Annotated in this window: 25 protein-coding genes and 1 pseudogene; 19 read left to right on the forward strand and 7 right to left on the reverse strand. The window is 59.5% G+C overall.

Annotation, left to right across the window (positions count from 1 at the left end):
* The 8 genes from A2J03_RS13675 to A2J03_RS13710 all read left to right on the forward strand — a co-directional run.
* On the forward strand, positions 1 to 379 hold a 379-nt coding region (locus tag A2J03_RS13675), incomplete at its 5' end, for a hypothetical protein (protein ID WP_068374781.1).
* Positions 380 to 407: 28 nt separating this feature from the next.
* A complete protein-coding gene (locus tag A2J03_RS13680) occupies positions 408 to 2156 on the forward strand; it encodes a hypothetical protein (protein WP_068374740.1) in 1749 nt (582 codons plus the stop codon).
* Between the two features lie 310 nt (positions 2157 to 2466).
* Positions 2467 to 3039 carry a hypothetical protein gene (locus A2J03_RS13685; protein ID WP_156520380.1) on the forward strand — a complete coding sequence of 191 codons (573 nt, stop codon included), beginning with the start codon at positions 2467 to 2469 and terminating at the stop codon, positions 3037 to 3039.
* Entirely contained in the window at positions 3029 to 4591 is a 1563-nt protein-coding gene (locus A2J03_RS13690) for an AAA family ATPase (RefSeq protein WP_068374745.1), read from the forward strand. Before A2J03_RS13685 ends, A2J03_RS13690 begins: the two co-directional genes overlap by 11 nt.
* Positions 4592 to 4694: 103 nt before the next feature.
* Entirely contained in the window at positions 4695 to 4988 is a 294-nt protein-coding gene (locus A2J03_RS32060; protein ID WP_442971353.1) for a WXG100 family type VII secretion target, read from the forward strand.
* Complete coding sequence (locus A2J03_RS13700; protein WP_156520382.1) at positions 4981 to 5286, forward strand: WXG100 family type VII secretion target; 306 nt, start codon at positions 4981 to 4983, stop codon at positions 5284 to 5286. Before A2J03_RS32060 ends, A2J03_RS13700 begins: the two co-directional genes overlap by 8 nt.
* 5 nt (positions 5287 to 5291) lie before the next feature.
* On the forward strand, positions 5292 to 6536 hold the full coding sequence (locus A2J03_RS13705; protein WP_068374750.1) for a WXG100 family type VII secretion target: 1245 nt from the start codon (positions 5292 to 5294) through the stop codon (positions 6534 to 6536).
* Positions 6537 to 6539: 3 nt separating this feature from the next.
* On the forward strand, positions 6540 to 6929 hold the full coding sequence (locus A2J03_RS13710) for a DUF6188 family protein (RefSeq protein WP_068374751.1): 390 nt from the start codon (positions 6540 to 6542) through the stop codon (positions 6927 to 6929).
* Between the two features lie 540 nt (positions 6930 to 7469).
* Here A2J03_RS13710 and A2J03_RS13715 read toward each other — a convergent pair.
* Complete coding sequence (locus A2J03_RS13715; RefSeq protein ID WP_068374752.1) at positions 7470 to 8600, reverse strand: hypothetical protein; 1131 nt, start codon at positions 8598 to 8600, stop codon at positions 7470 to 7472.
* A gap of 245 nt (positions 8601 to 8845) precedes the next feature.
* Here A2J03_RS13715 and A2J03_RS30545 point away from each other — a divergent pair, with 245 nt between their 5' ends.
* Positions 8846 to 9181: a hypothetical protein gene (locus A2J03_RS30545; protein ID WP_156520383.1), complete on the forward strand. Its 336-nt coding sequence runs from the start codon at positions 8846 to 8848 to the stop codon at positions 9179 to 9181.
* Positions 9182 to 9654: 473 nt separating this feature from the next.
* On the opposite strand, the gene A2J03_RS13720 is transcribed toward A2J03_RS30545, so the two are convergent.
* Both A2J03_RS13720 and A2J03_RS13725 read right to left on the reverse strand, forming a co-directional pair.
* On the reverse strand, positions 9655 to 10617 hold the full coding sequence (locus A2J03_RS13720) for an ABC transporter substrate-binding protein (protein ID WP_068374753.1): 963 nt from the start codon (positions 10615 to 10617) through the stop codon (positions 9655 to 9657).
* A gap of 157 nt (positions 10618 to 10774) precedes the next feature.
* A complete protein-coding gene (locus A2J03_RS13725; protein ID WP_068374754.1) occupies positions 10775 to 11590 on the reverse strand; it encodes an arginase family protein in 816 nt (271 codons plus the stop codon).
* A gap of 133 nt (positions 11591 to 11723) precedes the next feature.
* Between A2J03_RS13725 and A2J03_RS13730 the strand changes: the two genes are divergently transcribed.
* The 6 genes from A2J03_RS13730 (at position 11724) to A2J03_RS31890 (ending at position 14452) form a co-directional block, all read left to right on the forward strand.
* The gene (locus A2J03_RS13730) at positions 11724 to 12152 is read left to right on the forward strand and encodes an Lrp/AsnC family transcriptional regulator (protein ID WP_068374757.1); all 429 of its coding nucleotides are present in this window, start codon (positions 11724 to 11726) and stop codon (positions 12150 to 12152) included.
* A gap of 126 nt (positions 12153 to 12278) precedes the next feature.
* On the forward strand, positions 12279 to 12785 hold the full coding sequence (locus A2J03_RS29970; protein WP_197480759.1) for a DUF3558 family protein: 507 nt from the start codon (positions 12279 to 12281) through the stop codon (positions 12783 to 12785).
* Between the two features lie 11 nt (positions 12786 to 12796).
* Complete coding sequence (locus tag A2J03_RS13740; RefSeq protein ID WP_068374760.1) at positions 12797 to 13177, forward strand: hypothetical protein; 381 nt, start codon at positions 12797 to 12799, stop codon at positions 13175 to 13177.
* Between the two features lie 368 nt (positions 13178 to 13545).
* A complete protein-coding gene (locus A2J03_RS29975; protein WP_082897822.1) occupies positions 13546 to 14061 on the forward strand; it encodes a DUF3558 family protein in 516 nt (171 codons plus the stop codon).
* 30 nt (positions 14062 to 14091) lie between these two features.
* Positions 14092 to 14319, forward strand: a complete 228-nt coding sequence (locus A2J03_RS31670) for a hypothetical protein (protein WP_231912528.1) — start codon at positions 14092 to 14094, stop codon at positions 14317 to 14319.
* A gap of 1 nt (position 14320) precedes the next feature.
* Positions 14321 to 14452: a hypothetical protein gene (locus A2J03_RS31890; protein ID WP_269455201.1), complete on the forward strand. Its 132-nt coding sequence runs from the start codon at positions 14321 to 14323 to the stop codon at positions 14450 to 14452.
* A gap of 119 nt (positions 14453 to 14571) precedes the next feature.
* Here the strand turns inward: A2J03_RS31890 and A2J03_RS13755 are convergent, their stop codons facing one another.
* Positions 14572 to 16005 (reverse strand): hypothetical protein, encoded by a 1434-nt coding sequence (locus tag A2J03_RS13755; protein WP_156520384.1) that lies wholly within the window; start codon positions 16003 to 16005, stop codon positions 14572 to 14574.
* A gap of 129 nt (positions 16006 to 16134) precedes the next feature.
* Here A2J03_RS13755 and A2J03_RS29980 point away from each other — a divergent pair, with 129 nt between their 5' ends.
* The 3 genes from A2J03_RS29980 to A2J03_RS13765 all read left to right on the forward strand — a co-directional run bounded on the left by A2J03_RS29980 (position 16135) and on the right by A2J03_RS13765 (position 17367).
* Complete coding sequence (locus A2J03_RS29980; RefSeq protein ID WP_331712375.1) at positions 16135 to 16326, forward strand: Lrp/AsnC ligand binding domain-containing protein; 192 nt, start codon at positions 16135 to 16137, stop codon at positions 16324 to 16326.
* A gap of 126 nt (positions 16327 to 16452) precedes the next feature.
* Entirely contained in the window at positions 16453 to 16974 is a 522-nt protein-coding gene (locus tag A2J03_RS29985) for a DUF3558 domain-containing protein (protein WP_231912529.1), read from the forward strand.
* A 12-nt stretch (positions 16975 to 16986) separates the two neighbouring features.
* Complete coding sequence (locus tag A2J03_RS13765) at positions 16987 to 17367, forward strand: hypothetical protein (RefSeq protein WP_068374765.1); 381 nt, start codon at positions 16987 to 16989, stop codon at positions 17365 to 17367.
* A gap of 177 nt (positions 17368 to 17544) precedes the next feature.
* On the opposite strand, the gene A2J03_RS31675 is transcribed toward A2J03_RS13765, so the two are convergent.
* From A2J03_RS31675 to A2J03_RS13780, 3 genes and pseudogenes are all read right to left on the reverse strand, one after another.
* Complete coding sequence (locus A2J03_RS31675; protein ID WP_068374768.1) at positions 17545 to 18354, reverse strand: SHOCT domain-containing protein; 810 nt, start codon at positions 18352 to 18354, stop codon at positions 17545 to 17547.
* 116 nt (positions 18355 to 18470) lie between these two features.
* Positions 18471 to 19083: pseudogene (locus tag A2J03_RS13775) on the reverse strand (HipA N-terminal domain-containing protein); the annotation flags it as partial.
* Positions 19080 to 19340, reverse strand: a complete 261-nt coding sequence (locus tag A2J03_RS13780) for a helix-turn-helix domain-containing protein (RefSeq protein ID WP_068374775.1) — start codon at positions 19338 to 19340, stop codon at positions 19080 to 19082. The pseudogene A2J03_RS13775 and the gene A2J03_RS13780, both read right to left, overlap by 4 nt.
* A gap of 303 nt (positions 19341 to 19643) precedes the next feature.
* On the opposite strand from A2J03_RS13780, the gene A2J03_RS13785 reads away from it, so the two are divergent.
* Positions 19644 to 19922 (forward strand): hypothetical protein, encoded by a 279-nt coding sequence (locus A2J03_RS13785; protein WP_068374778.1) that lies wholly within the window; start codon positions 19644 to 19646, stop codon positions 19920 to 19922.
* Positions 19923 to 19971: the final 49 nt, after the last annotated feature.

Genomic DNA, 19971 nt, shown 5'->3' on the forward strand with positions numbered 1-19971 from the left:
GCTTTCCCAGCGGATGAAGCGTCGCTCCCGAGAGCTTCTGATAGCAGTTGGCTCGCTCGACACGTCGCTGGACCCCCGGGCCAATGCTGAGATCATGAAATTGATACGAGACGAATACGATGCACGTCAGGGCGGGGCGCTGATCGGGCTGTTCGGCCGTTGCTATCTCGGGCCGCCGTACGTCGACCACAAACTCGATATCTACGGCAATATTTCTCAGCACTACACGGCTTCGGACACTGTCGAATTGCCGTACAGCAACGCACGCGCGCTGGTTCGAAACGACGCATATGCGTTTGTGGAATTGTATTCGGACGGATCGATCGTCCCCGTCCGCGACGACGGAGTGCCAGTACGAACCGGATCGACCTTTCAGTGAACTACTGGCCGACGAAAGGGCCCGTGCAATGACCGAAGACTACACACGCAATTTTCAGCAAGTCCTCAACGCAGTCAGTTCCGTCAACCACAATCTATCGACGGTGAGTGACCAGGTGACCGAGGTGACCACACAGGTGGGGGTGGTGTCGCGAGACCTTACGGTCACCACTGATGAGCTTCGAGAGCTACGCAAGGACTTCCAGGAGTACGTCCTGCAGGCAGAGCGGACAGCCAACGTTCAGCGGTCCGAGACGGTCCTCGGCAACGTCGAGGCCGCCCTCGAGCGCGAGTACGGCCATTACAAGGTGGTGCGCCGTACGTCCATCGGAACGCTTCAAGCGTTCGACCTCGGGAACGTCAGCAACCATACTGTGCAGCAGATCAGCGAGGAGCTGATGATTCAGACTCCGCGCTACTGGCTTGCGCCTGCACTCGTGGCGCTCGCGAGTTGGTCACGCGACGACGAGGATCTGTGCTCGCGCTCGATCGACGCAGCCTTCTCGCGTGATCCCCGCAAGACAAGCCTCTTCTTCGCGCTCACTCTGCGACGCCAAGGTCGCTTGGAATCGTCGACGCGGTGGCTCAAGCACTACCTGTCGTCACTCGATCCGCACGCCCTCAGCCGCGAATTCGCAGTGATCCTGGAGGCGGCAGCACAGGACGCATTCGGTGCACACGGCCAACAGCTGATTGCGGCGCAACTCATCGAATGGAACCAGAGATTGCGCGCCGACCAGTCGGTCGTCGCCGCTCAGATCACAGCCTGGCAGAACGAAATTTCGCTGCACCGACCCACTGTGGTGGACGCCGAGTTCCCTCACCTATCCAAGATCAGCCCACAATGGGACGACGTGAAGCAGGCGCTGGAGTGCGCGGGAGCTCTCGGTTTCACGCAGGCCAAGTACGCACAGATCAAGAACTCGCCGAACGACTTGGGGCTGTCCACTATCGACCGTCTGGACGACATTCTCGAACTGTTGGTGACCGAGTTCGACGCCGAAGAACTCCCTTTCCAACGCGACGCGGTCTACCACCGCGCCGTGATCGAGCATGCTGGCGACCTCGATCGCGCCCGGCAGGAAGCCGACGCACTCAACATCGCACTCGAAGAGACGCTTGACGTCATATCTCTTCAGACCCAATCAGCTCTTCGGCCAGACCTGTTGGGTGTTTCGATCGGCACCCAAAAGGTGGCAATCGGAGTGTCGCGAGACGACTTTCAGCATGCTGTCGGCGCCTTCACCGCCGACTACCGGATGAAGTATCTGGACAAGGTGGAGTTGACGCTCGACCAGAACCACTCGAACTATGCGCAGACCCTCGGGTTCAAAGGCTGGAAAACCGATACCGAATTGCCCCAGGCAGAGGCGGAGAAGTCTCTGGCCGGAGTGTGGGAGTCATCGGTCGCCGAGTATCTTGAACGGGTCCGTTTCAAGGAAAGCTACTACCTCAAGGCAGGCGGAATCGCTCTCGCTGTCTCGGTTCTCGGTTTCCTGATCTTCGGTCTCGGCGGGCTTCTGGTGCTTCTAGTGTCGGGCGCCGCGGCCGGTTACATGATCTGGAAGAACAAGACCGACGCCGAGAAGAAGTACCAGGAAGCACTGGCTGTGCGAGAGCAGGCATTTCAGTTCTCTGTCGATATCTATCGAGCGGCAGTGGCCGAGTACGTCGACACCAAAATCCTGTACTCGGATGAGGACGCGAAAGAACAACCCCTGTTGAATCTGATCGGCACGTGGCCCACGGTGGCAGTAAGGCAGGAGATCTCCGCATGACGGAAACCAGCGCAAGTTCCCCGATCGTTCGTCGGACGCAGCGAGCGCCTTTCGTCCCCCCGAACCCGGAACAAGCGGACGGCCCAGCGGTGTCGCGACTATGGTCGCTTGGTGCGCGATCGTCGGGTAGAACGGAGCTCCCGCGCAATCGGAAGATCGCCGGAGATCTACCTTCCTGGGATCCGACGCCTCCCGGAGAAGTGCTCGTCCGCCGTGGTTCTGCTTCGTGACAACAAGTAGTAGCGGCTATGAATTGTGGGTGCGGGCACTGCGGGCATGGGCGACGGATCCAGCACATACAGTTTTGGAATTGCCTGTCCTGACAGAATCGTCGTTGCCTCCCAGCACATACCAGCGACTTCTCGGGCATCTCAATGAAGCACTGTCCACCGCAATGACGCGTTGGTCGTCCGAATTCACCGTTCAGTGGGGTCGAGCCACAACCGAACACGACCGTGAGCGCGCATTGGTTCAGATGCGCACGAAACTCGCACGTCGGCTGCAGCTGGCGGATCACCCATCGCTCCCTGCGGTGATTCGAGACCTCCTCTCGGAAAGCGCAGCGACTGACATACGCAATCTGCAGCAGGAGATCGAAGACAATCTGCTCAAGAGCACCGCGAACGCGTCGAGCGACAGAAGCGTGCGAGAACGGTTGCTGAAGACAGCGAGGGCGAACTCATTGACCGCCATCCTCGAGCCCAATTTTCCTCTCGGCGCGCTCTTCCATCCAGAGCCTGCTGCTCCGCCCGGTGACAGACGAGTGGCACTGGACGGAGATATCGACCGCGTCGGGGCGCAGGGGCTGCATCACACGCCGAAGCGTCGGCTGGTGATTGTCGAAAGCAATCCGACCGAGGAAGGTCACCGTAATGCCCAGTAAGGTCGACACAGCGGACATCCTCGAGCGGTTTCTGAAAGCACGGGTTCCACTCATCGTTCTGCGTACGATCGAGGGGACACGCGGTCTCGATCTGTTGAAAGGCGTTGCGTCCAAGTTCCGAGCGATGCCGTTCTACTATCATTCGCGGGCTACCGGGTTGTTCGACATCACCAGCCCTACCCCTGTAATCGATGATCGCAGCTTTGTTGGGGCGCTCGACTTCGCCACAGCAACGTTCTCCGGACGAAACAATGCCAACTTTATCCTGACGGACGTCGACGACATCGAGACTGACAGCTCGTCGGCGCGACACTTGGCTGAGATCTCGAGACTCGCAGAGACTCATCAGGGGTCGATCATCGTCATTGCCTCGGGGCCTGTCTGGTCTGGTCTGGCCAGATTGGGAATGTCGGTGTCTCTCGATTTGCCTGATGCGAGTGAGCTGTACACCGACGTGGTCAAGGCTTACGTCGACGACCATCGTGCCGTGATGCGCATCGAGTGGGAACACGAGGAGATGCGGCTCGCATCCGAGGCGCTCGTGGGCGTCACCGAAACAGAAGCGATCAACGCCATCACCACGATGCTTGCACGGGGATCTCTGCTCAAAGACGATCTCTCGGAGCTTTCCGTCTTCAAGGACCAGATTTTCGGTGAGCTCAGTGGAATCGAACGTGTCAAATTGAAGGAGAACGACTATCAGGTCGGGGGCCTCACAACACTCAGAGAATGGTTGACAACGCGGCGCGAACTGATTCGTGCCGACCTCAGCGGAACCCATCTGCATCCCCCGAAGGGGGTATTGCTCGTCGGCGTACCGGGGTGCGGGAAGTCGCTGAGTGCAAAAGCCATTGCCGCCGAGTGGAAGCTACCGCTCTACAGGTTGGACATGGCGTCAATCCTGGGGATGTATGTCGGCGTGTCCGAAAGTCGATTGAAAGAAGCACTCGATACTGCCGACCGAATCGCACCATGCATCCTGTGGGTCGATGAAATCGAAAAGGCGCTCGCTGGAGGCAATTCGGACTCTGGTACCACGACTCGCCTGATCGGACAGTTTCTATTCTGGCTACAAGAATCGACGTCGAAGGTGTTCATGGTGGCGACTGCCAACGATGTGTCGGCGCTTCCTCCGGAGTTGCTTCGCAAGGGTAGGTTCGACGAACTCTTCTTCGTCGATCTTCCGGACGAGCGTGATCGATCGGAGATTATCTGCCTCTACTTTCGCAAGTACTTGCAGGTCGAGCCCAGCGCGGAACTCTTGGCCGCTTTGGCGGAGATATCGGACGGCTTCGCTGGCTCGGACATCGAATCCGTTGTTCACGACATCGCGGCAGCGATGTTCATGCAGCATCGGGACACACCGCCCGGCGACGAATACATCAAAGATGTGTTCGCGAACGTCATGCCATTCAGTCGAACCAACCCGGAAGAGGTGGCCGCAATCAGGGCGTGGGGTCGCGATCGAGCAATACCAGCAGGCCGATCGACTTCACTTGACGCGCGTCAAGCATCCGCGACAACGTCTCGCCGCCTAGTGATTTTGAGCTGAAGGGTCCCAGGCGTAATCCTCGACGGGTTGGCGTTCGCCAGGCCACATGATATGAAGTTCCCTGGGGGTGGGATTCGTGGTGGAATTTCTGGGCATCGAACCGATGAAAGTGGTGCCGCACGAGTTGCAGGGTTTGTGTCAGTCAGCACGAGCTGCGGCAGACGAGCTTGCCAGTGTCTTCGGATCGCTCGAACCGGATGTCACTCGGGTCGCAGATGGATGGTACGGAGCCGCTGGAAGCGAGTTCAGCGCTCATTGGCACGAGGTTCGCAGTCGGTCCAGGGTTGTCATCGACGGGCTCAGTCAAATTTCTGCGAGCCTCGACGGCGTTCGCCGGGGCTACACAGAAGCAGATAATTCGGCCGCTGACCATATTGAGGTCCTCAACCTTGACTGACTCAGTGGGCGAGTTCGCAGTCGAGTTGACCGATATCGAGAATCTCGTTGTTCGTCTCAGGGACATGATCGACGCAGTCGATCGCATAGTTAGCGAGCTCGATTCGGTTGCCTCAGCAGTGCTGTCGCAATGGACGGGGTCGGCGGCCGATGCGTACGCTGCGGCCCACGCCGACTGGCTGACTTCAGCACACGATCTCACCGTTGAGATCACCAATGTGCGCATACGCGCGCAGCAAGCGCAGAGCAGTTACGTCGATTCGATATCTACGAACTTGAAAATGCTCGGGCGGATCTGAAGATCATGCCGCCGACAAAGCTTGATGTCGATCCGGGGACTTACTACGCTGCCGCGAACGTCTGCTTCAGAGTTGCATCGGCGCTCTGCGACGCCGCGCGTTCTGCGGGAGATGCGCTCAGCGAATGTGGCGGAATGGCCGGTACTTACGACGAGGGTGCCCAGTGGGCAGTCTTTTATGACGAGTACGCGGCCGACTTCTACACCGGTGTGAACGCATTGGTCGAGGCGTTGGAAAACTACGGCGACGTATTGACTCAGGCGGGGTACAACTACGCCGTGGCCGAACAGGTCGCCAGTCAGTCCAGCATCGCGCCTGAGATGCCCGCGCTCCCCGACTACATCGAAACCTCACTGCTTGGACCACCGCCAGCGGCTGGAGGTCCTGGTGTGGGGCTGCTGGACGACGGTCTCGGATTGGTCGGCGAGGTCGGCATTCCAGTTCCTGACGGCGATACCGTCAAACTAGGTATTGCCGCTGGGGTATGGCGGGTTCTGGCAACAGGCAATGGAATGACCAATCTGCCAATGGACCTCGAGTCGGCCGCAGCGTTGTTCGCGGACACGGTGGGTCCAGACGTCGAATTTGTAGACGAAGACCTTCATGAGTTGTCCGAGGCGACCGCCGATTTGATTGTGGCAGCCAATGAGTTGAGTGCGGCGTGCGCCGAATACCGAACGTCCCTGGTGGACCTGCGCGACGACCTCGAGCGAATCCTGGTTTCGCTCGCACAAGAACTCGCGGTAACCGCTGCTATCTCCATTGCAGCGGCATGCATCACCTTCGGTGCTGGAGCCGTCGCAGGCATCGCCGCGTCGACTCGAGCGGTCGTGAAGTACGGGGTGATAGTCCGAGATGCAATTGTCCTGTGGAGATCCGCCAAAGGTGTTGGAGCCAAGCTGATGTTCGGCAAGGACCTCAAGCGATTGCGTTCCAATTTGCAGAGAATCAGAGACCTTGGCCGCCGGACAAAACCGACTCAGGCGGGCCCCCCGCCGAGTGTCCCGGCAGGTTGGGTCAATTCACCCGCCAGAAATGGCCGAGGTGAGGTATGGCAGAAGCCAGGGTCGACGGGCAACAACGACTCGATGCGCATTATGGATCCGAGCGCGAGATACCCGAACGGGTATGTACGCTACTACAACGAGCATGGCCAGCCCATAGACCTGAACGGCAAACCGGGACCTCAGTCCTCGACTCACATTCCGATCGAGCCCGACGGCTCGTTCGCAGTCCCGAAGGGATGGTAACGCGTGGACATTCCCATAGTGTCGCAGAGCATCGAGTCCGTCGATTTCGGTTTCTCGTTGGCATTGTGGACTTCCGCCGGTTACGAGATCCGGATCGAGTCGGCCTTTCATGTCAGTGATTCGGTGTCCGGCGACTTCGAGGGTGTACCGGACGACAAGATGTCTTCGAGTACTGCGTTAAACGGGCTGTTAGGTCGCATGGTCGAAGTTGCACAGGCAACTGATGGCGGAGACCTTCATCTTGGGCTCGACGACGGAGTACGAATTGATGTGCCGGCTGACGCTGATTTCGAAGCCTGGACCGTTGCTGGACCCAACGGTATGAAGGTCGTCAGCGAAGCTGGTGGGGGCCTGGCTACCTGGAATTTGGACGTACCAGATTCGGGTCAATGACCTGTCGCAAGGCGACGGCGGGCCGGATGCGCACTCCGTCAGGGATGGTGGACCGTGGTCGGGCATACTTGCGCAGCGTCGCTCTGAGCGCTGCGTCAGGGTCGTCGGGTGTTTCGGTGATCAGTGTCGTGCGTAGGTGGAACGGGCGAGCCCAACTGCTGTGCATGCCAAACGTTTCGACATGCTCTTCGTGTGACGAGCGTGTCGACGGCGCGGCGTTTGGCGGCTGGGCTCAGAATTTTCCAGCTACCTCCCGCAGCGCATCGTTCTCCAGTTCGGCCTCGGCGAGCAGGCGCTTAAGCTAGCTGCTCTGCTCCCGAATCTCTTTGAGGTCCTTCGCGGGGTCGGTGTCCATTCCGCCGTGCTGGCGTCGTCAGTTGTGCAACGTCGGCGCAGACACTTCGAGCCCCCGCTGCGATCTCCTCCTGCGTCTTGTCTGCACCCCTGAGTTCGCCGGCACGGCGTAATTTGCGCAAGATGTCCTCTGCAGAGTTCCGCTTCCGTCCAGAATCTACAGTGCAAACTGTTGTACTCTGCGCGCTATTCAATGAGCTTCAGCTGTTCGTCAATCGCCGCTCGAATGGGTATACAACTCTTTAGATTTTCGTTTGTCTTCTCCACGTTCACTACGTCTTCATCCTTCACCACCGCATTCGCCCTGCACGTCGAGAAGTCTGCGGACAAGGCAACCAAGGAGGCGATCGCAAGCTCGCTTCCTTCAGCTCCTCCCTGTGAAGTCGCCGCGTCGCAGTCCTCGGGTAGTTCGAACTTCGCTCCAGCATCACTAAGAGCCTTGAACGCTTCACCGCACGACTTCGCAATGGCGAACTTGTCGGATTCGCTTGCGTTATACGCCCGGATGCCGTCGGAGAGAAACCACACTGCAATCAGGGACGCACCGAAGACGCTTATCGCAGCCAGGGGCCGTCTTCCTATGGTCGCATTGCTCACCCGATCTCGGATTACGACAACAGATGCTCTTGCCCTTGTCAACTGTAGGTCCGCACGAATCTGTGCAGCGCGCGCGAGTCCAAAGTTGAGCTTCTTTAGCTCTTCGTCATCGGTTGGCGCAGTGATCACGTTGGCTACCGGGTCGTAACTATACGCCTTTTCTACGTTGCTCTCGTATAGAGAAGCAGGCGCAAAATATGACGCCAACGCATTCGACACAGCTTCGTTGGCGTCTTTTCTTCGTTCCTTGAGTGCATCTGGCGCCTCATTCTCGACTCCTATAAGCACTGGCTTATCGTCGAAGTCAAGTTTGTTCAGCTTGGCAAACTGGTGATAGACATCCCGAACGCGATCGGCCTCGGCCTCGGTGATTTCCTTGTTGTCAATCATGTCCTGGATATTTGAAGACATTGCGAGCGGTCTATTCTGGACTGAAAGATTCCAACCAACGAAGATCGCACTTGCAGCCATCAAGGCTATGCCGATGATAATAAGTAATGCGAGTAACCAACCCACATCATGCGTTGGGAACACATCGACAAGTTCATCGAAGCCGATCCAGGCAACCGCTGCGAGGCCAAGCGCCTGGATCGCGCTGCCCCAACCTCCTGCCTTAGCCCGAAGCTTGTCCGCCGTGTCTTGGTAGCCCTTGGCAGTTTCCTGAGACTGCTTCGCCAAGGTCGCCAGCGGGTTGAGGGAGGTGTTCTCATCGTCGGCCATAACAGGAGCCCTCTCGTATCTGAGACACTTGTCAATGACGCGACCCTATACACGGCGGAGCCAGATGGGCGAGTAAACGGAAAACCTCGCACGTTGGTTGCAAATAAGAAATCTAGAGGCTGCCAGCGGCCACTGCCGCAAGGACGCGGTAGGTGGCGCCGCGGCGACCTGATTATCGGCGTTGCACTCGCGCGCCTGACCCGGATTGCTCTTCCCCACCAACATGAAAGTCATTGTCTCGGACCGTGGAACCGAGCATTAAACCCACCGAACGTCGATCCACTATCTGGAGATGCCCCAATGCGCAGGAAATTCGCATCGTCGCTGCTTGCGTTGGCCGCCACAACAACCCTGCTATTTCTGTACGCGCGACGGCGCACGCTGGACCGATCGTCGATCTGGCCTCCGGCGCAGTGGATCTGGCCATCCCCGACATCGGTGGCATCGTGTCAGGTAGCGCAGTGTTGAACTCCGTTGCCCCGCCACTCGGATCCGCCGACGCGCCGGGCACGGTCCCCGGGTTCCCTTCCGTTCCCTTGCCCGCGGCTCCACCGGCAGATAGCCGCGTCGTCGGCGGTTGAAAGGGGACATGGGCCGTGCCCGATGGGACCTATCCGACGGTGCTCAACATCAGCCAGGTCCAACCCGCTGCGCGCAAGCATCGACATACCGGGCCGACCGTGCAACGCTGACTGGACCGAGGAAAGCCGAAGCGGCGCCGTGGTCGTCGTGCGAGCTACCGTGCGATCGGGTAGCTGCAGTAGCAACACGGGGCTCATGACCCTCACCGAGAACTCGATATACGCAACCGATGCTCAGGGATACACCGCGTCGGTCGAATTTCGTAGAGGCTGAGCTTCGGTCACCTGACTGACAGGCTCGGCGGCCGGCCAGGCGGCCGACTGGTTCCAGCGCGGGACGGGTTGCCAGATCTCGACCGTCGGTTACCGGATCGGACACGCCGAGAGGTTGTTCGGACCGGACAGCTAGCGCGCCCAGCTCCGTGGTTCGGTTGACCCGTGCGACCAGATGCCCGACCGCTGAGCAGCTTTGGTTACTTGAGAGCGTCCGCGATTCTCGGCGCGAGGTTGTCGATCGCGTAGGGGATCGACAGGACCGAGTTGTAGGTGATCGCACCGCGCTGATCGATCGTCGCGGGCACGATTGCTCCGTCGCGTCCAGCCTTGGTGTTCGCGAATGCCGGGTTCTCGGCGACGATGTCGAAGTTCTCGTTCGGGCCGAGTACGAGCATGACGTCGGCGTCGAGCAGGTTCACGTTCTCCGCCGACACTTCCACGTAGAAAGTGTCACCGGTATCCCGGCTGGTGACCTCATCGGGGATCGTGAAGCCCAACCCGGTCAGGAACTGTCCGCGGCCATCTCCGGGGAGGAATCCGGCATACACACCGTCGTAGGACATCACGGCGACGCCCGTCTTACCAGCGAACTCGGGGTACTTCGCGACGGTGTCCGCGATCAGCTGGTCGGTCTGTGCGTTGAGTTCGGCACCCTTTTCGGGGACACCGAGGGCGGTGGCGATGGTGTCCGTCGCTTGGGCGCGGGGGACCGCGTAGGCAGCGGTTCCTTGTGGTCGGGCAATGGTGGGTGCGATTTCGCTGAGCGCGCCGTACATCTGCTCGTCGAACCCCGCGGCGAGCCCGAGGATCAGATCAGGGGCCAGGCCGGCGATCTGCTCGAGGTTCGGCTCGGAATCCGACTGGATGCGGGTGAGTTCGGCGTCGCCGACCAGTCCTTCGGCCCACGGCCCCAATCCTGTCTCGTAGAAGGTGAATCCAGTGTTCCCGACGGGAACCTGCCCGAGTGCCAGGATGACATCGGCGTCGGACACGCCCAGGGCGACGATTCGTTCGGGCTTCTCCGGCACGGTGGTGCTGCCGAATACGTGCTCGATGGTGACGGGGAAAGTACCCGTCGCTTCAGAGGTGTCCGATGAACCTGCATCTGCACCCGAGCATCCCGCCGCCAGCATCATGCCGACCAGCAGTACACCGAACATCCTTGAACTTTTCCGCACCGCGTTCTCCACCTTCGTAGCTTTAGGTAGGCAAACCTAACCTGGCAGTCAGGGTTTTGTAAACGCGGTGCCAATCCGGTGTGGGCTGATCAGCGTTCGCACCTGAGAGCGACGACCGATTGGACGTTGGACGCCCCGGTCAAGTGTGCGCCGGAAAAAGGGGTTCTAGAGCGTCGGCGATCTTCCGAGCTGGGCTGTATGAGTGGGGATCCGCGTCGTCGACTTCGAGTTCAGCGATTTCGAGTCCGACTACCTCGCTGTGTGCGAGCACGGCGGCACACGCATTCAACTGCGCGAGCGTCATTCCGAATGGCACGTGGTAGTCGGTCGGCACTGTTCCCGGATCCAGTACGTCGCAGTCGATGTGGACGTAGACGGATCTGCCGGCGACTATGCGCCGGAGTTCGTCTGCCATATTCGACCCGACGGGGACAAGGGCGACGGATCCGCTATCGACGAGCTCTTGCTCGGCCGCGTCGAGATCCCTTGTCCCGACGAGAATCGCGTTGTTTGTCGCGAGCCCTGCTCCGAGCCCCGAGTCCCACATCCCCAGAGGCCCGGACAATGCGAGCCCGCCGAGATAGCCGGTCTCCGTCGTCAGCGGTGTATTGAGATCTGCATGTGCGTCGAACCAGACTACGACCGCATCCGGACGGTGCTTCGCAACCACAGGCAGCGTCGCTAGAGCGACAGCGCAACGGCTGAGGGCGGTGACCGGTGTTGCGCCCCTGCTGAGCAGATCGTCGTAGTGCTCTGCCATCGTCCGAAGCTCTGGTGCGGCGAGTCGTAGTTCCTCGTCCCATGTTGTGGGTTGAGCCGATCCTTGCTGGCCGATCACTGTGGCGCTGAACGAAAGTCGCCCTTCGAGCACTTTCGTCAGTAGCTGTGTTGCGGTCATTGCACGGTTGTTGTGGTCGCTGACTCGTCCGGCAAAGTGCGTTAGTGCGACGGTCACGGAGTCTCCTCGAACGAATGCGGATTGGGATCGACTCAACCGTAGGGAGCAGCGATGTGGTCCTGCAATCGACGTGGTGTCGACAATGTGCTGCCATTTCGAGCATAATGATGCACCCGGCTAGGCTTTCTGCATGATCGACGATCTTGACAGGCGCCTTCTTTCACTCCTGAGGGCTCAGGCCAGAACGCCGGTGGCTGTGCTGGCCCGTGAGCTTGGGGTCAACCGGTCGACGGTGACAACGCGTATCGATGCGTTGACGCGGTCGGGGGTGATCGAGTCGTTCACGATCCGGCTCAGCGACGAGATCGACCGTGATGCGATTCGTGCGATCACGCTCGTTCTCAGTGATCCGCAGGCGGGCCAGGACATCGTCCGTGCGGTGCGGGGATTCCCGGAGGTAGAACGGCTGCATTCCACCCTTGGGGCATGGGATCTGGTGGTGCAGCTCAGAGCGGCGTCGATGGCGGAATTCGACGCGGCCCTGGAGCGAATACGCGCCATTCCTGGTGTCCGACACACGCAGACCAGCCTGCTCATGAACTCCCTCACCGGGCATTGAGGGAGCGATTCGAGCTGAACCTGTTCATCGGCGGCGGGCGAACTGGGCCAGGTCTCGTCGGTCCAACGGAACCAACTGGCGTCCGTCGGCGTCTAACCTATTGATCGACGTGATCGAGGGGGTCCGATGCGTAAACGGGTGGCGACGCTTGTCGCTGTGGCGACGATGCTTGCAGGGTGCGGCGGCGGAGTCGAGGGGAGTGCGGTCGCGGCTGAGCGTTGGGATCCGTGCAGTATCCCGGATGGGGCAATCGCGGCGACGGGACTCGATCCAGCGACCAAGGACGAGGGCTGGGGTGAGGGGATCGAGGTCGACGACTGGGCCCTGTGCACATACAAAGCCGCGGCGTACTACTTCACAATTAAGTCGTCGTCGACTCGAACGATCGACGAGGCCCGTGAGAACTCGTCCAACCTTGAGGGACGCGATGCTCAACTAGGTGAGCGCGACGCTTACCAGTACAAGACGAGTGTTGGTAGTTCCGGCCGAACCTGCAATGTTGCGGTGGGTATGAGTCCAGGGGTCGTGGTCTTTTCAGCAATCGACATGGATGACCTTGATGGTGATCGACTGTGTGAGTTGGTCATCCAACACTCAACTGAATTGCAAGACGCGCTTCCGAATGCGAACTAGAGGGGACGTCGATGGCAGATCCAGAAGCTCCGCTGACGTACTGGCAGGCACTTGCCGTAGCCGCAGACCAAGGGCACTTGTACTTGAATCCGGAGGCCGCGGCTGCCTGTAGCAGTGCGTGCGACGCCTACATTTCGAATCTGCGGGACTCGAAGGCCAAAGCAGTGGGTCTGGCGGAGATCGACGGGTATGGCGATTTCGCGTCCGGCCAAGCGCTGAGGAAGATATTCGCAGAGAAGGCAGTCGGCGGTAAGAACAACATGGTCGACGTGTTGCAGAGCCACATCGACGTCGTCGAAGAGATGAAGGTCGTTTTCGGTAAATTCTTCGCCGCAACCGAGGCCGCTGACGACACCAACGCCACTGACCTCCAGGCCCAGGGGCCGAAATAGCCCGAAATCACACCAGTTCTAGCCGATCCGATCCCGCCGGATCCATGACCGATACACCAACTCGGATGGCGTAATCGGCCCTCGGGGCCTTGCTCGACGACGGGGCGATAGACGCCGTGAAGGTTCCATGACAACTCCGCGCACCGATCATCCAACATCTGTCTCAACCGCCGCGTCGACTTCTCGTCGAATCCGACTTCACGTATGCCATCGATCCCGTCTCGACCTCCCCGGCACATGTCGTCGAGGAGTTTTCGCGTTGCCCGTTCCGGCATGCCAGCACAATTTTGCGCCCCCACACGGCCCAACGGAACCGGCGGACGTTCGTCGGCGTCTAACCTATTGGTCGACGTGATCGAGGGGGTCCGATGCGTAAACGGGTGGCGACGCTTGTCGCTGCAGCGGCGTTGCTTACAGGGTGCAGCGACGGGGTCGAGGGGAGTGCGGTCGCCGCTGAGCGGTGGGATCCGTGCAGCATCCCGGATGAGGCAATCCAGGCGACGGGGCTGGATCCTGCGACCAGGGACGAGGGCTGGAGTGACGGGGTAGTTGTCGACGACTGGGCAAGATGCGAGTACATGGTGCAAGGCGCCAGCGCGGCCTATGCGCTCAGCCTGCTGTCGTCTGTAGATCACACGATCGTCGAAGTTCGATCGAACTCGAACCGTGGTGGCAGTGACCTTGAGGTGGGCGGACGCGATGCGTACATATACACGACGGAGTCCGGGCCGGGTATCAGGGACTGCAAAATCGCACTCGACGTGCCGCCGGGTGTGGTGGTCTTCACCATGCTCTACCAAGAAGACGATGGTTTGGACGCGTGCGCGATAGGGCTTGAGCACGTCCGCGATCTAGAAGGTTCGCTTCCGGCCGCACCCAAATAGGAGATATTGATGGGAAATCCTGGTGATCCAATGACATCTTGGCAAGGGCTCGCGGTCGCCGCCGATGAAGGACAGTTGTACCTCAACCCCGAGGCCGCGGCGGCATGCAGTTCGGCATGTGACGACTACATTGCGAAACTGACTAAGCATCAGCGAAATGCGTTGGACCTGGCTGACATCAGCGGGTGGGGTGACTTCGATTCAGCCAAGGAGCTAGGGAGAATTTTCTCGGAGAAGGCAGCCGGCGACGCGAAATGACATGGTCGACGTCCTGCAAAGCCATATCGACGTCGTCGAGGAAATGAATGTCGTCTTCGGCAAATTCTTCGCTACGACGGAAGCCGCTGACGATGCCAACGCCACCGACCTCCAGTCCCAGGGGCCGAAGTAACGCGGGCCGACATCGCGCCAGCGGCACCCGATCGCCAACCCCCGGGCAACTCCCAGGCAAAGTGTCGACGTCGCCCTAAGCGGCGGACGAATCGCGAGCATGTTCGCGAAGTGCCTAGACTAAGTGGCTCCGCTGACCGAGTAACTCGAGCAGATCTCTGTGCGGTATTGCTCGTAGTACTTGTCGACGCGCCGGACGTAGAGCCATCCAGCCACACACCAGGCAACCGAAACAAATAGTCCGAGCATCGTAACTATCGCGATTGCGAAAGCCGCCATCTGGACGGATTGCACGCTGGCGTACGTAACTTGGTCCAATTTGACAACAGACAAGCAAGCAACCACATTGGTAGTCACAATTCCGATTCCGCAGCGCACACTGAACCCCCGACTCGGGATGACGATACCTGCCCGGAGAAGAAGCCGACGGCGTGACAGCCATTCGACCGCGGCAGTCAGCCGCCCGATCAAGACGAGCGCCATGATCACCAAACCGGACGTACTGACGAACTTTTTTATCCCTGGGATACCGACGTCGGCAAGCGAAATGTGTACCGACACGATTGCGAGAAGCAGCATTAGCAGGGCCGCTGCGGCGCTCTGTATTCGATTGCTCAGTCGCAGGCGCCTGAATCGGGCATTGCACACCAGATTCCAAGCTACCCACAGCATGAAGCCCCCGAATAGAATTGAAAAGATGCGGACCGGAATACCGCCCGTCGCCGGTATTGACTCCGAGACCCTTACTTGAGCCTGCGCGAGCCAACCAAACACCCCCGTCGCGTAGAGCGTCACCACGCCGAAAACTACTGCCACGGCAGCGGCTGTACATGCAATCTGGGCGCAGCCCCACTGCCGCCGTCCACCGTGCAGTGCATTCCCAATTTCGGCGATGGTGGACGCGACCATCGACCAAACTGCGACGACGCTAGTCCACGACATCACAGTTCCTACAACCACTGCCAGCTCGGTAGCGGTCCCGTTTGCGCTCTGTACGAGCCAGTAGCCGGCGCTGATCACAACACCAGCAACCACGGAATACGCTGCTGGACCAGCGAATAGTCGCTTCATCATCGGCGTGTGCCTCACGAGGACCCAATGCACTCCACGTACAGCAACCTCCGCTTCGGACATGACACGTGTTACCCACCAAACACGTGGAAGATTGTTTAGGCGTTGGATGCGTCCTGCGACTGCCCGCTGCCTTCGCAACGCACGAACTAGCAGCACACTTCGAAGTTTCACCAATTCTTCTGCCGACTCGTCATACTCAGAGGCCGCGTCTAATACAACGAAATGGTCAACGTCGATCTCGTCGTTTCCATCAACGAGATTCTTTGCGCCATATATCGAATTCGCGCTTGCGATTTCGCTGGTCGTTAGCACGTCGTGCCACAGTCCTCGTCGGTTCAGCTCGGAGGCAGCAGTGCGCTGGAAGGCGATGTCCCAGCGCTTGGACCGAAGTATGGAGACACCCAGACCGAGCAGTAGAAGGGCATACAGGATGATCGGCGTCAACAATAAGGATATGAAAGCTGTCTCCATCAGGCTCATAGTGGCAAGAGTAGGACCCGCCACTGACAAACCGGTCCGCGTTCGGGACCTGGATACTGCGACGAGATCGACCGTGATGCGATTCGTGCGATCACGCTCGTTCTCAGTGATCCGCAGGCGGGCCAGGACATCGTCCGTGCGGTGCGGGGATTCCCGGAGGTAGAACGGCTGCATTCCACCCTTGGGGCATGGGATCTGGTGGTGCAGCTCAGAGCGGCGTCGATGGCGGAATTCGATTCGGCCTTGGCGCGAATACGCGCCATTCCTGGTGTCCGAGACACGCAGACCAGCCTGCTCATGAACTCCCTCACCGGGCATTGAGGGAGCGATTCGAGCTGAACCTGTTCATCGGCGGCGGGCGAACTGGGCCAGGTCTCGTCGGTCCAACGGAACCAACTGGCGTCCGTCGGCGTCTAACCTATTGGTCGACGTGATCGAGGGGGTCCGATGCGTAAACGGGTGGCGACGCTTGTCGCTGTGGCGACGATGCTTGCAGGGTGCGGCGGCGGAGTCGAGGGGAGTCCGGTCGCGGCTGAGCGTTGGGATCCGTGCAGTATCACGCCCGAGGCCATCGAGGCGGCGGGATTGGATCCGGCATACCGAAATGAGGGGTGGGGCGAAGGCGTGGTGGTGGAGGACTGGGCAAAGTGTTCGTACAAGCCACCAGGAACGGAAGTCCCATACTTTCTCAGCGTGGAGTCATCCGTTGCCTACACAATCGACGAAGCTCGTGAAAACTCCGCGAACATCGATGGCCGCGACATCACTGTCGCCGGCCGAAACGCCTATCAGTACAGGACTGCAGTCGGAAAGACTGGGAAGTCCTGCGACATCGCAGTGGACCTGCCACCGGGAGTAGTGGTCTTTTCAGTGCTCGATATGGACGAACAGCCGGAAAGTCGACTGTGCCAGTTGGTTATTCAGCATACGAGTGGGCTGGGAGCATCGTTGCCAAGAGCGGACAAGTAGGGGGTCACAGCAGTGAGCAATCCAGGAGAACCGGTCACGCATTGGCAGGCCATGGCTGTGGCTGCGGACCAGGGCCAGTTGTACCTGAATCCTGAGGCCGCCGCAGGTTGCAACAGTGCCTGCGATCAGTACATCGTGAAACTGAAAGAACACACGGACGCGGCGCAGAGATTGACCAACGTCAGCGGATGGGGAGATTTCGATTCAGGCAAGGAAGTGCAGAGGATCTTCTCCGAGAAGGCGGCGGGCGGCGCGAACAACATGGGCGACGTCCTCCAGAGCCACATCGAGGTCGTCGAGGAGATGAAGGTCGTTTTCGGTAAGTTCTTCGCCGCGACGGAATTCACTGACGACACCAACGCCACCGACCTGAAGTCTCAGGGGCCGAAATAGCCGAAGCTGGTGGACCGGTTTGGGTGAACGGTGGGTGGCGCAACAGTTCTTGAAATCGACTGTCGGGTCGTTGGTCTCCGGTATTCAGGTCGCGTACGCGGACTTCTCCTCCACTCGGTCCACGCCGCCCCAACCGGACTGGTCAATTCACACACGCCTTGCCGCCTAGCTTCAGGATCAGATCCGCCTCAACAGGTCAGCCTTCTTCGCGTCAAACTCAGCATCAGTCAAGATTCCGGCGTCATGAAGCTCAGCGAGTCTCCGAATCTGGTCGGCAGGATCATGTGTCTCGGATGCCTGGGTACCCCTTGGTGCGCTCGAATCCCTCTTGACCTGTCGAAATGCTCGGATAACAACATCGGACCGTCCGTGTGCAACTTGCTTTATCTCGGCTGATCGCCCAGAAATTGAGATGTTGATGGTTTCACCTCCCATCGCCTTTGTCTGTCCCAGTGACGTGATAGCAGACAAATCGAATTCCTCAATGTGCGAACCCAGGAACTTCTTGTCGAAGAAGAACAGCCGTTGATTGGTAAGAACTAGCATGCCCTGATTGCCGTTGTATAAGCCTTGTGCAAGCTCGACTACGCGCTCGTCGATTTGCACGACACGGAAAAGCTCCCGCGCTTCCTTGGCGCCGAAGAATCTTCCCATCTTCCCAAGTCGCTCCAGAGCGTCTTCCACACCCAAGTCATCGACCGGAACCTTCAGCCTCGTGAGCACCTCATCGAGGACGGAAAAGTGCTTGTCCCCAGCCATGTCGATGGTCCAATCAACCAGAGTGCGATTCGCATCCTCTGGCCGCAGTGCGACGGATATTTCGGATGCCCAACGGTTACGTCGGAGCGACCGCGTGCTCTTGGCAGAAATCGGGTTTCCGGCCGCGTTCACCTCAAGCTCGGCGTCGCGCATTGCTTCTACGACGGCGCCAAATGCCGTCTCGTAAGGGCTCAACAGGCGTAACTTGAATATACGGACAATTCCCATGGGAGGCATATTGCCAGAAACAACGATTCACAACACTGTTCTTCTCAGTATTGACCTTGTGACCTCATGAGCCGACCGATCTTGGGATCAGGTGGATGTCACTCTTGAGCGACAGCGGCCATGGGGTCGTTCCAGGATGCGTACGGTTGCGTGCACAGTAGGTCGTATGCAGGTGTTACCGACCACATTCCGCGACCATTCTGGTGGATCGAATAGTTCTTGCCATGCAGGTCACCGTTCCCGATCGCATACGAATACGCCGTCAACCGCAGCAGTTCGGCGGTCGCTTGACTCGCCGGTGGACAGGGAGTCGAACAGTCGATGAAGATCGGGAACCGGGCTCCTCGCATCGAATGCAGGCGACATCGATGACGGGAGTTCGTCTCGGGGAACCACGCGAACATCTCCGATCGTGTCCGCGCCGACTGCGAGCAAGAGTGTGAGGTGATCGTCCTCCGAGGTCTTGGCTGCCGTCACCACCCCGGTCAAACGAACGCCCTCGGGTAGTAGGCCCGCGAAGAAGGGCGGGACGCTGCCTCCTGATGCGGAAGTTTCGGATGTCGACTTGGGTATCGACCATGCGAGGTCGGGTGAAGAGGGGAGCGCAAGGTACTCATCGCTGTAACGGAAGACGACATCGTTGCCGCGACGTGTCAGCGTGCCGGCGAACAGGTCGCCCTTGTAGACATCGGCTGCGTCGACGAGGCGCAGTTCGGAAGTGGGGATCATGGCGAATCCAGCGGTGGCACAATCATTCCCGTGCGTGTTACCAGAGAGATCTCGCAACCAAGTGCGTCCGCGACAGCCACCGCACCGTCGAGTTGCACTGAGTCCTTTCCGCCTTCCAATGCTTGGACCGTCGAGCGACCCACACCGGCGAGCAGTGCTAGCTCTGCTTGTGTCAGCCGCAATTGGTGTCGGCGCGCGACGAAGGCGTCGGCCAGACCGCTGGAGCGCTTCCGGGTTCTTCGTCGGGGCTCGGCCATCGACGTCTCCTTGTGCTTGCGTTGGCATGCACATCGGACTCTACCGCGCCAAGTCGTGAAGTGAAAGCCTTTATGCTTGCTATTGAAGGCATGAGTAGTCATGGTGGTACCCAGTCGGGGTGAACTGACTTCTATGCCTGCAATTGCATGCATAGTGGACTCAGTGCCAGTCAAGAATTTACCGTCGCCGGGTGCGAATGGAGTCCGTGCTCGTAGCACCATTTGCGCCCTGTCAAGGCCCAACGGAACCGGCGGGCGTTCGTTGGCGTCTAACCTATTGATCGACGTGATCGAGGGGGTCCGATGCGTAAACGGGTGGCGACGCTTGTCGCCCTAGCGACGGTGCTTACAGGGTGCAGCGACGGGGTCGAGGGGAGTCCGTTCGCGGCCGAGCGTTGGGATCCGTGCAGCATCCCCGACGAGGCAATTCAGGCGACGGGGCTCGATCCTGCGACCAAGGACGAGGGCTGGGGCGAGGGAATAGTCGTCGACGACTGGGCGATATGCGAGTACATGCTGCCGGGTGCCAGCGAGGCCTATGATCGGCCCAGGGATTTCGGACAGTGGACCCGCTTAGAATAGGGATCTACTGAAATGAGTCCGACCAGCATGAGCAGATCACGGCGATCGT

Source organism: Rhodococcus sp. EPR-157 (assembly GCF_001647195.1).
In the GTDB taxonomy this organism is placed as follows: Bacteria; Actinomycetota; Actinomycetes; order Mycobacteriales; family Mycobacteriaceae; genus Rhodococcoides.

Bases quoted from the DNA above. Each gene is read 5' to 3' on its own strand.
- A2J03_RS13680 (WP_068374740.1), top strand. From the start codon at position 408: ATGACCGAAGACTACACACGCAATTTTCAGCAAGTCCTCAACGCAGTC.
- A2J03_RS13690 (WP_068374745.1), top strand. From the start codon at position 3,029: ATGCCCAGTAAGGTCGACACAGCGGACATCCTCGAGCGGTTTCTGAAA.
- A2J03_RS32060 (WP_442971353.1), top strand. From the start codon at position 4,695: ATGAAAGTGGTGCCGCACGAGTTGCAGGGTTTGTGTCAGTCAGCACGA.
- A2J03_RS13705 (WP_068374750.1), top strand. From the start codon at position 5,292: ATGCCGCCGACAAAGCTTGATGTCGATCCGGGGACTTACTACGCTGCC.
- A2J03_RS13715 (WP_068374752.1), bottom strand. From the start codon at position 8,600: ATGGCCGACGATGAGAACACCTCCCTCAACCCGCTGGCGACCTTGGCG.
- A2J03_RS13720 (WP_068374753.1), bottom strand. From the start codon at position 10,617: ATGTTCGGTGTACTGCTGGTCGGCATGATGCTGGCGGCGGGATGCTCG.
- A2J03_RS13730 (WP_068374757.1), top strand. From the start codon at position 11,724: ATGATCGACGATCTTGACAGGCGCCTTCTTTCACTCCTGAGGGCTCAG.
- A2J03_RS29970 (WP_197480759.1), top strand. From the start codon at position 12,279: ATGCGTAAACGGGTGGCGACGCTTGTCGCTGTGGCGACGATGCTTGCA.
- A2J03_RS13740 (WP_068374760.1), top strand. From the start codon at position 12,797: ATGGCAGATCCAGAAGCTCCGCTGACGTACTGGCAGGCACTTGCCGTA.
- A2J03_RS29975 (WP_082897822.1), top strand. From the start codon at position 13,546: ATGCGTAAACGGGTGGCGACGCTTGTCGCTGCAGCGGCGTTGCTTACA.
- A2J03_RS31670 (WP_231912528.1), top strand. From the start codon at position 14,092: ATGACATCTTGGCAAGGGCTCGCGGTCGCCGCCGATGAAGGACAGTTG.
- A2J03_RS31890 (WP_269455201.1), top strand. From the start codon at position 14,321: ATGGTCGACGTCCTGCAAAGCCATATCGACGTCGTCGAGGAAATGAAT.
- A2J03_RS13755 (WP_156520384.1), bottom strand. From the start codon at position 16,005: ATGAGCCTGATGGAGACAGCTTTCATATCCTTATTGTTGACGCCGATC.
- A2J03_RS29985 (WP_231912529.1), top strand. From the start codon at position 16,453: ATGCGTAAACGGGTGGCGACGCTTGTCGCTGTGGCGACGATGCTTGCA.
- A2J03_RS31675 (WP_068374768.1), bottom strand. From the start codon at position 18,354: ATGGGAATTGTCCGTATATTCAAGTTACGCCTGTTGAGCCCTTACGAG.
- A2J03_RS13780 (WP_068374775.1), bottom strand. From the start codon at position 19,340: ATGGCCGAGCCCCGACGAAGAACCCGGAAGCGCTCCAGCGGTCTGGCC.
- A2J03_RS13785 (WP_068374778.1), top strand. From the start codon at position 19,644: ATGCGTAAACGGGTGGCGACGCTTGTCGCCCTAGCGACGGTGCTTACA.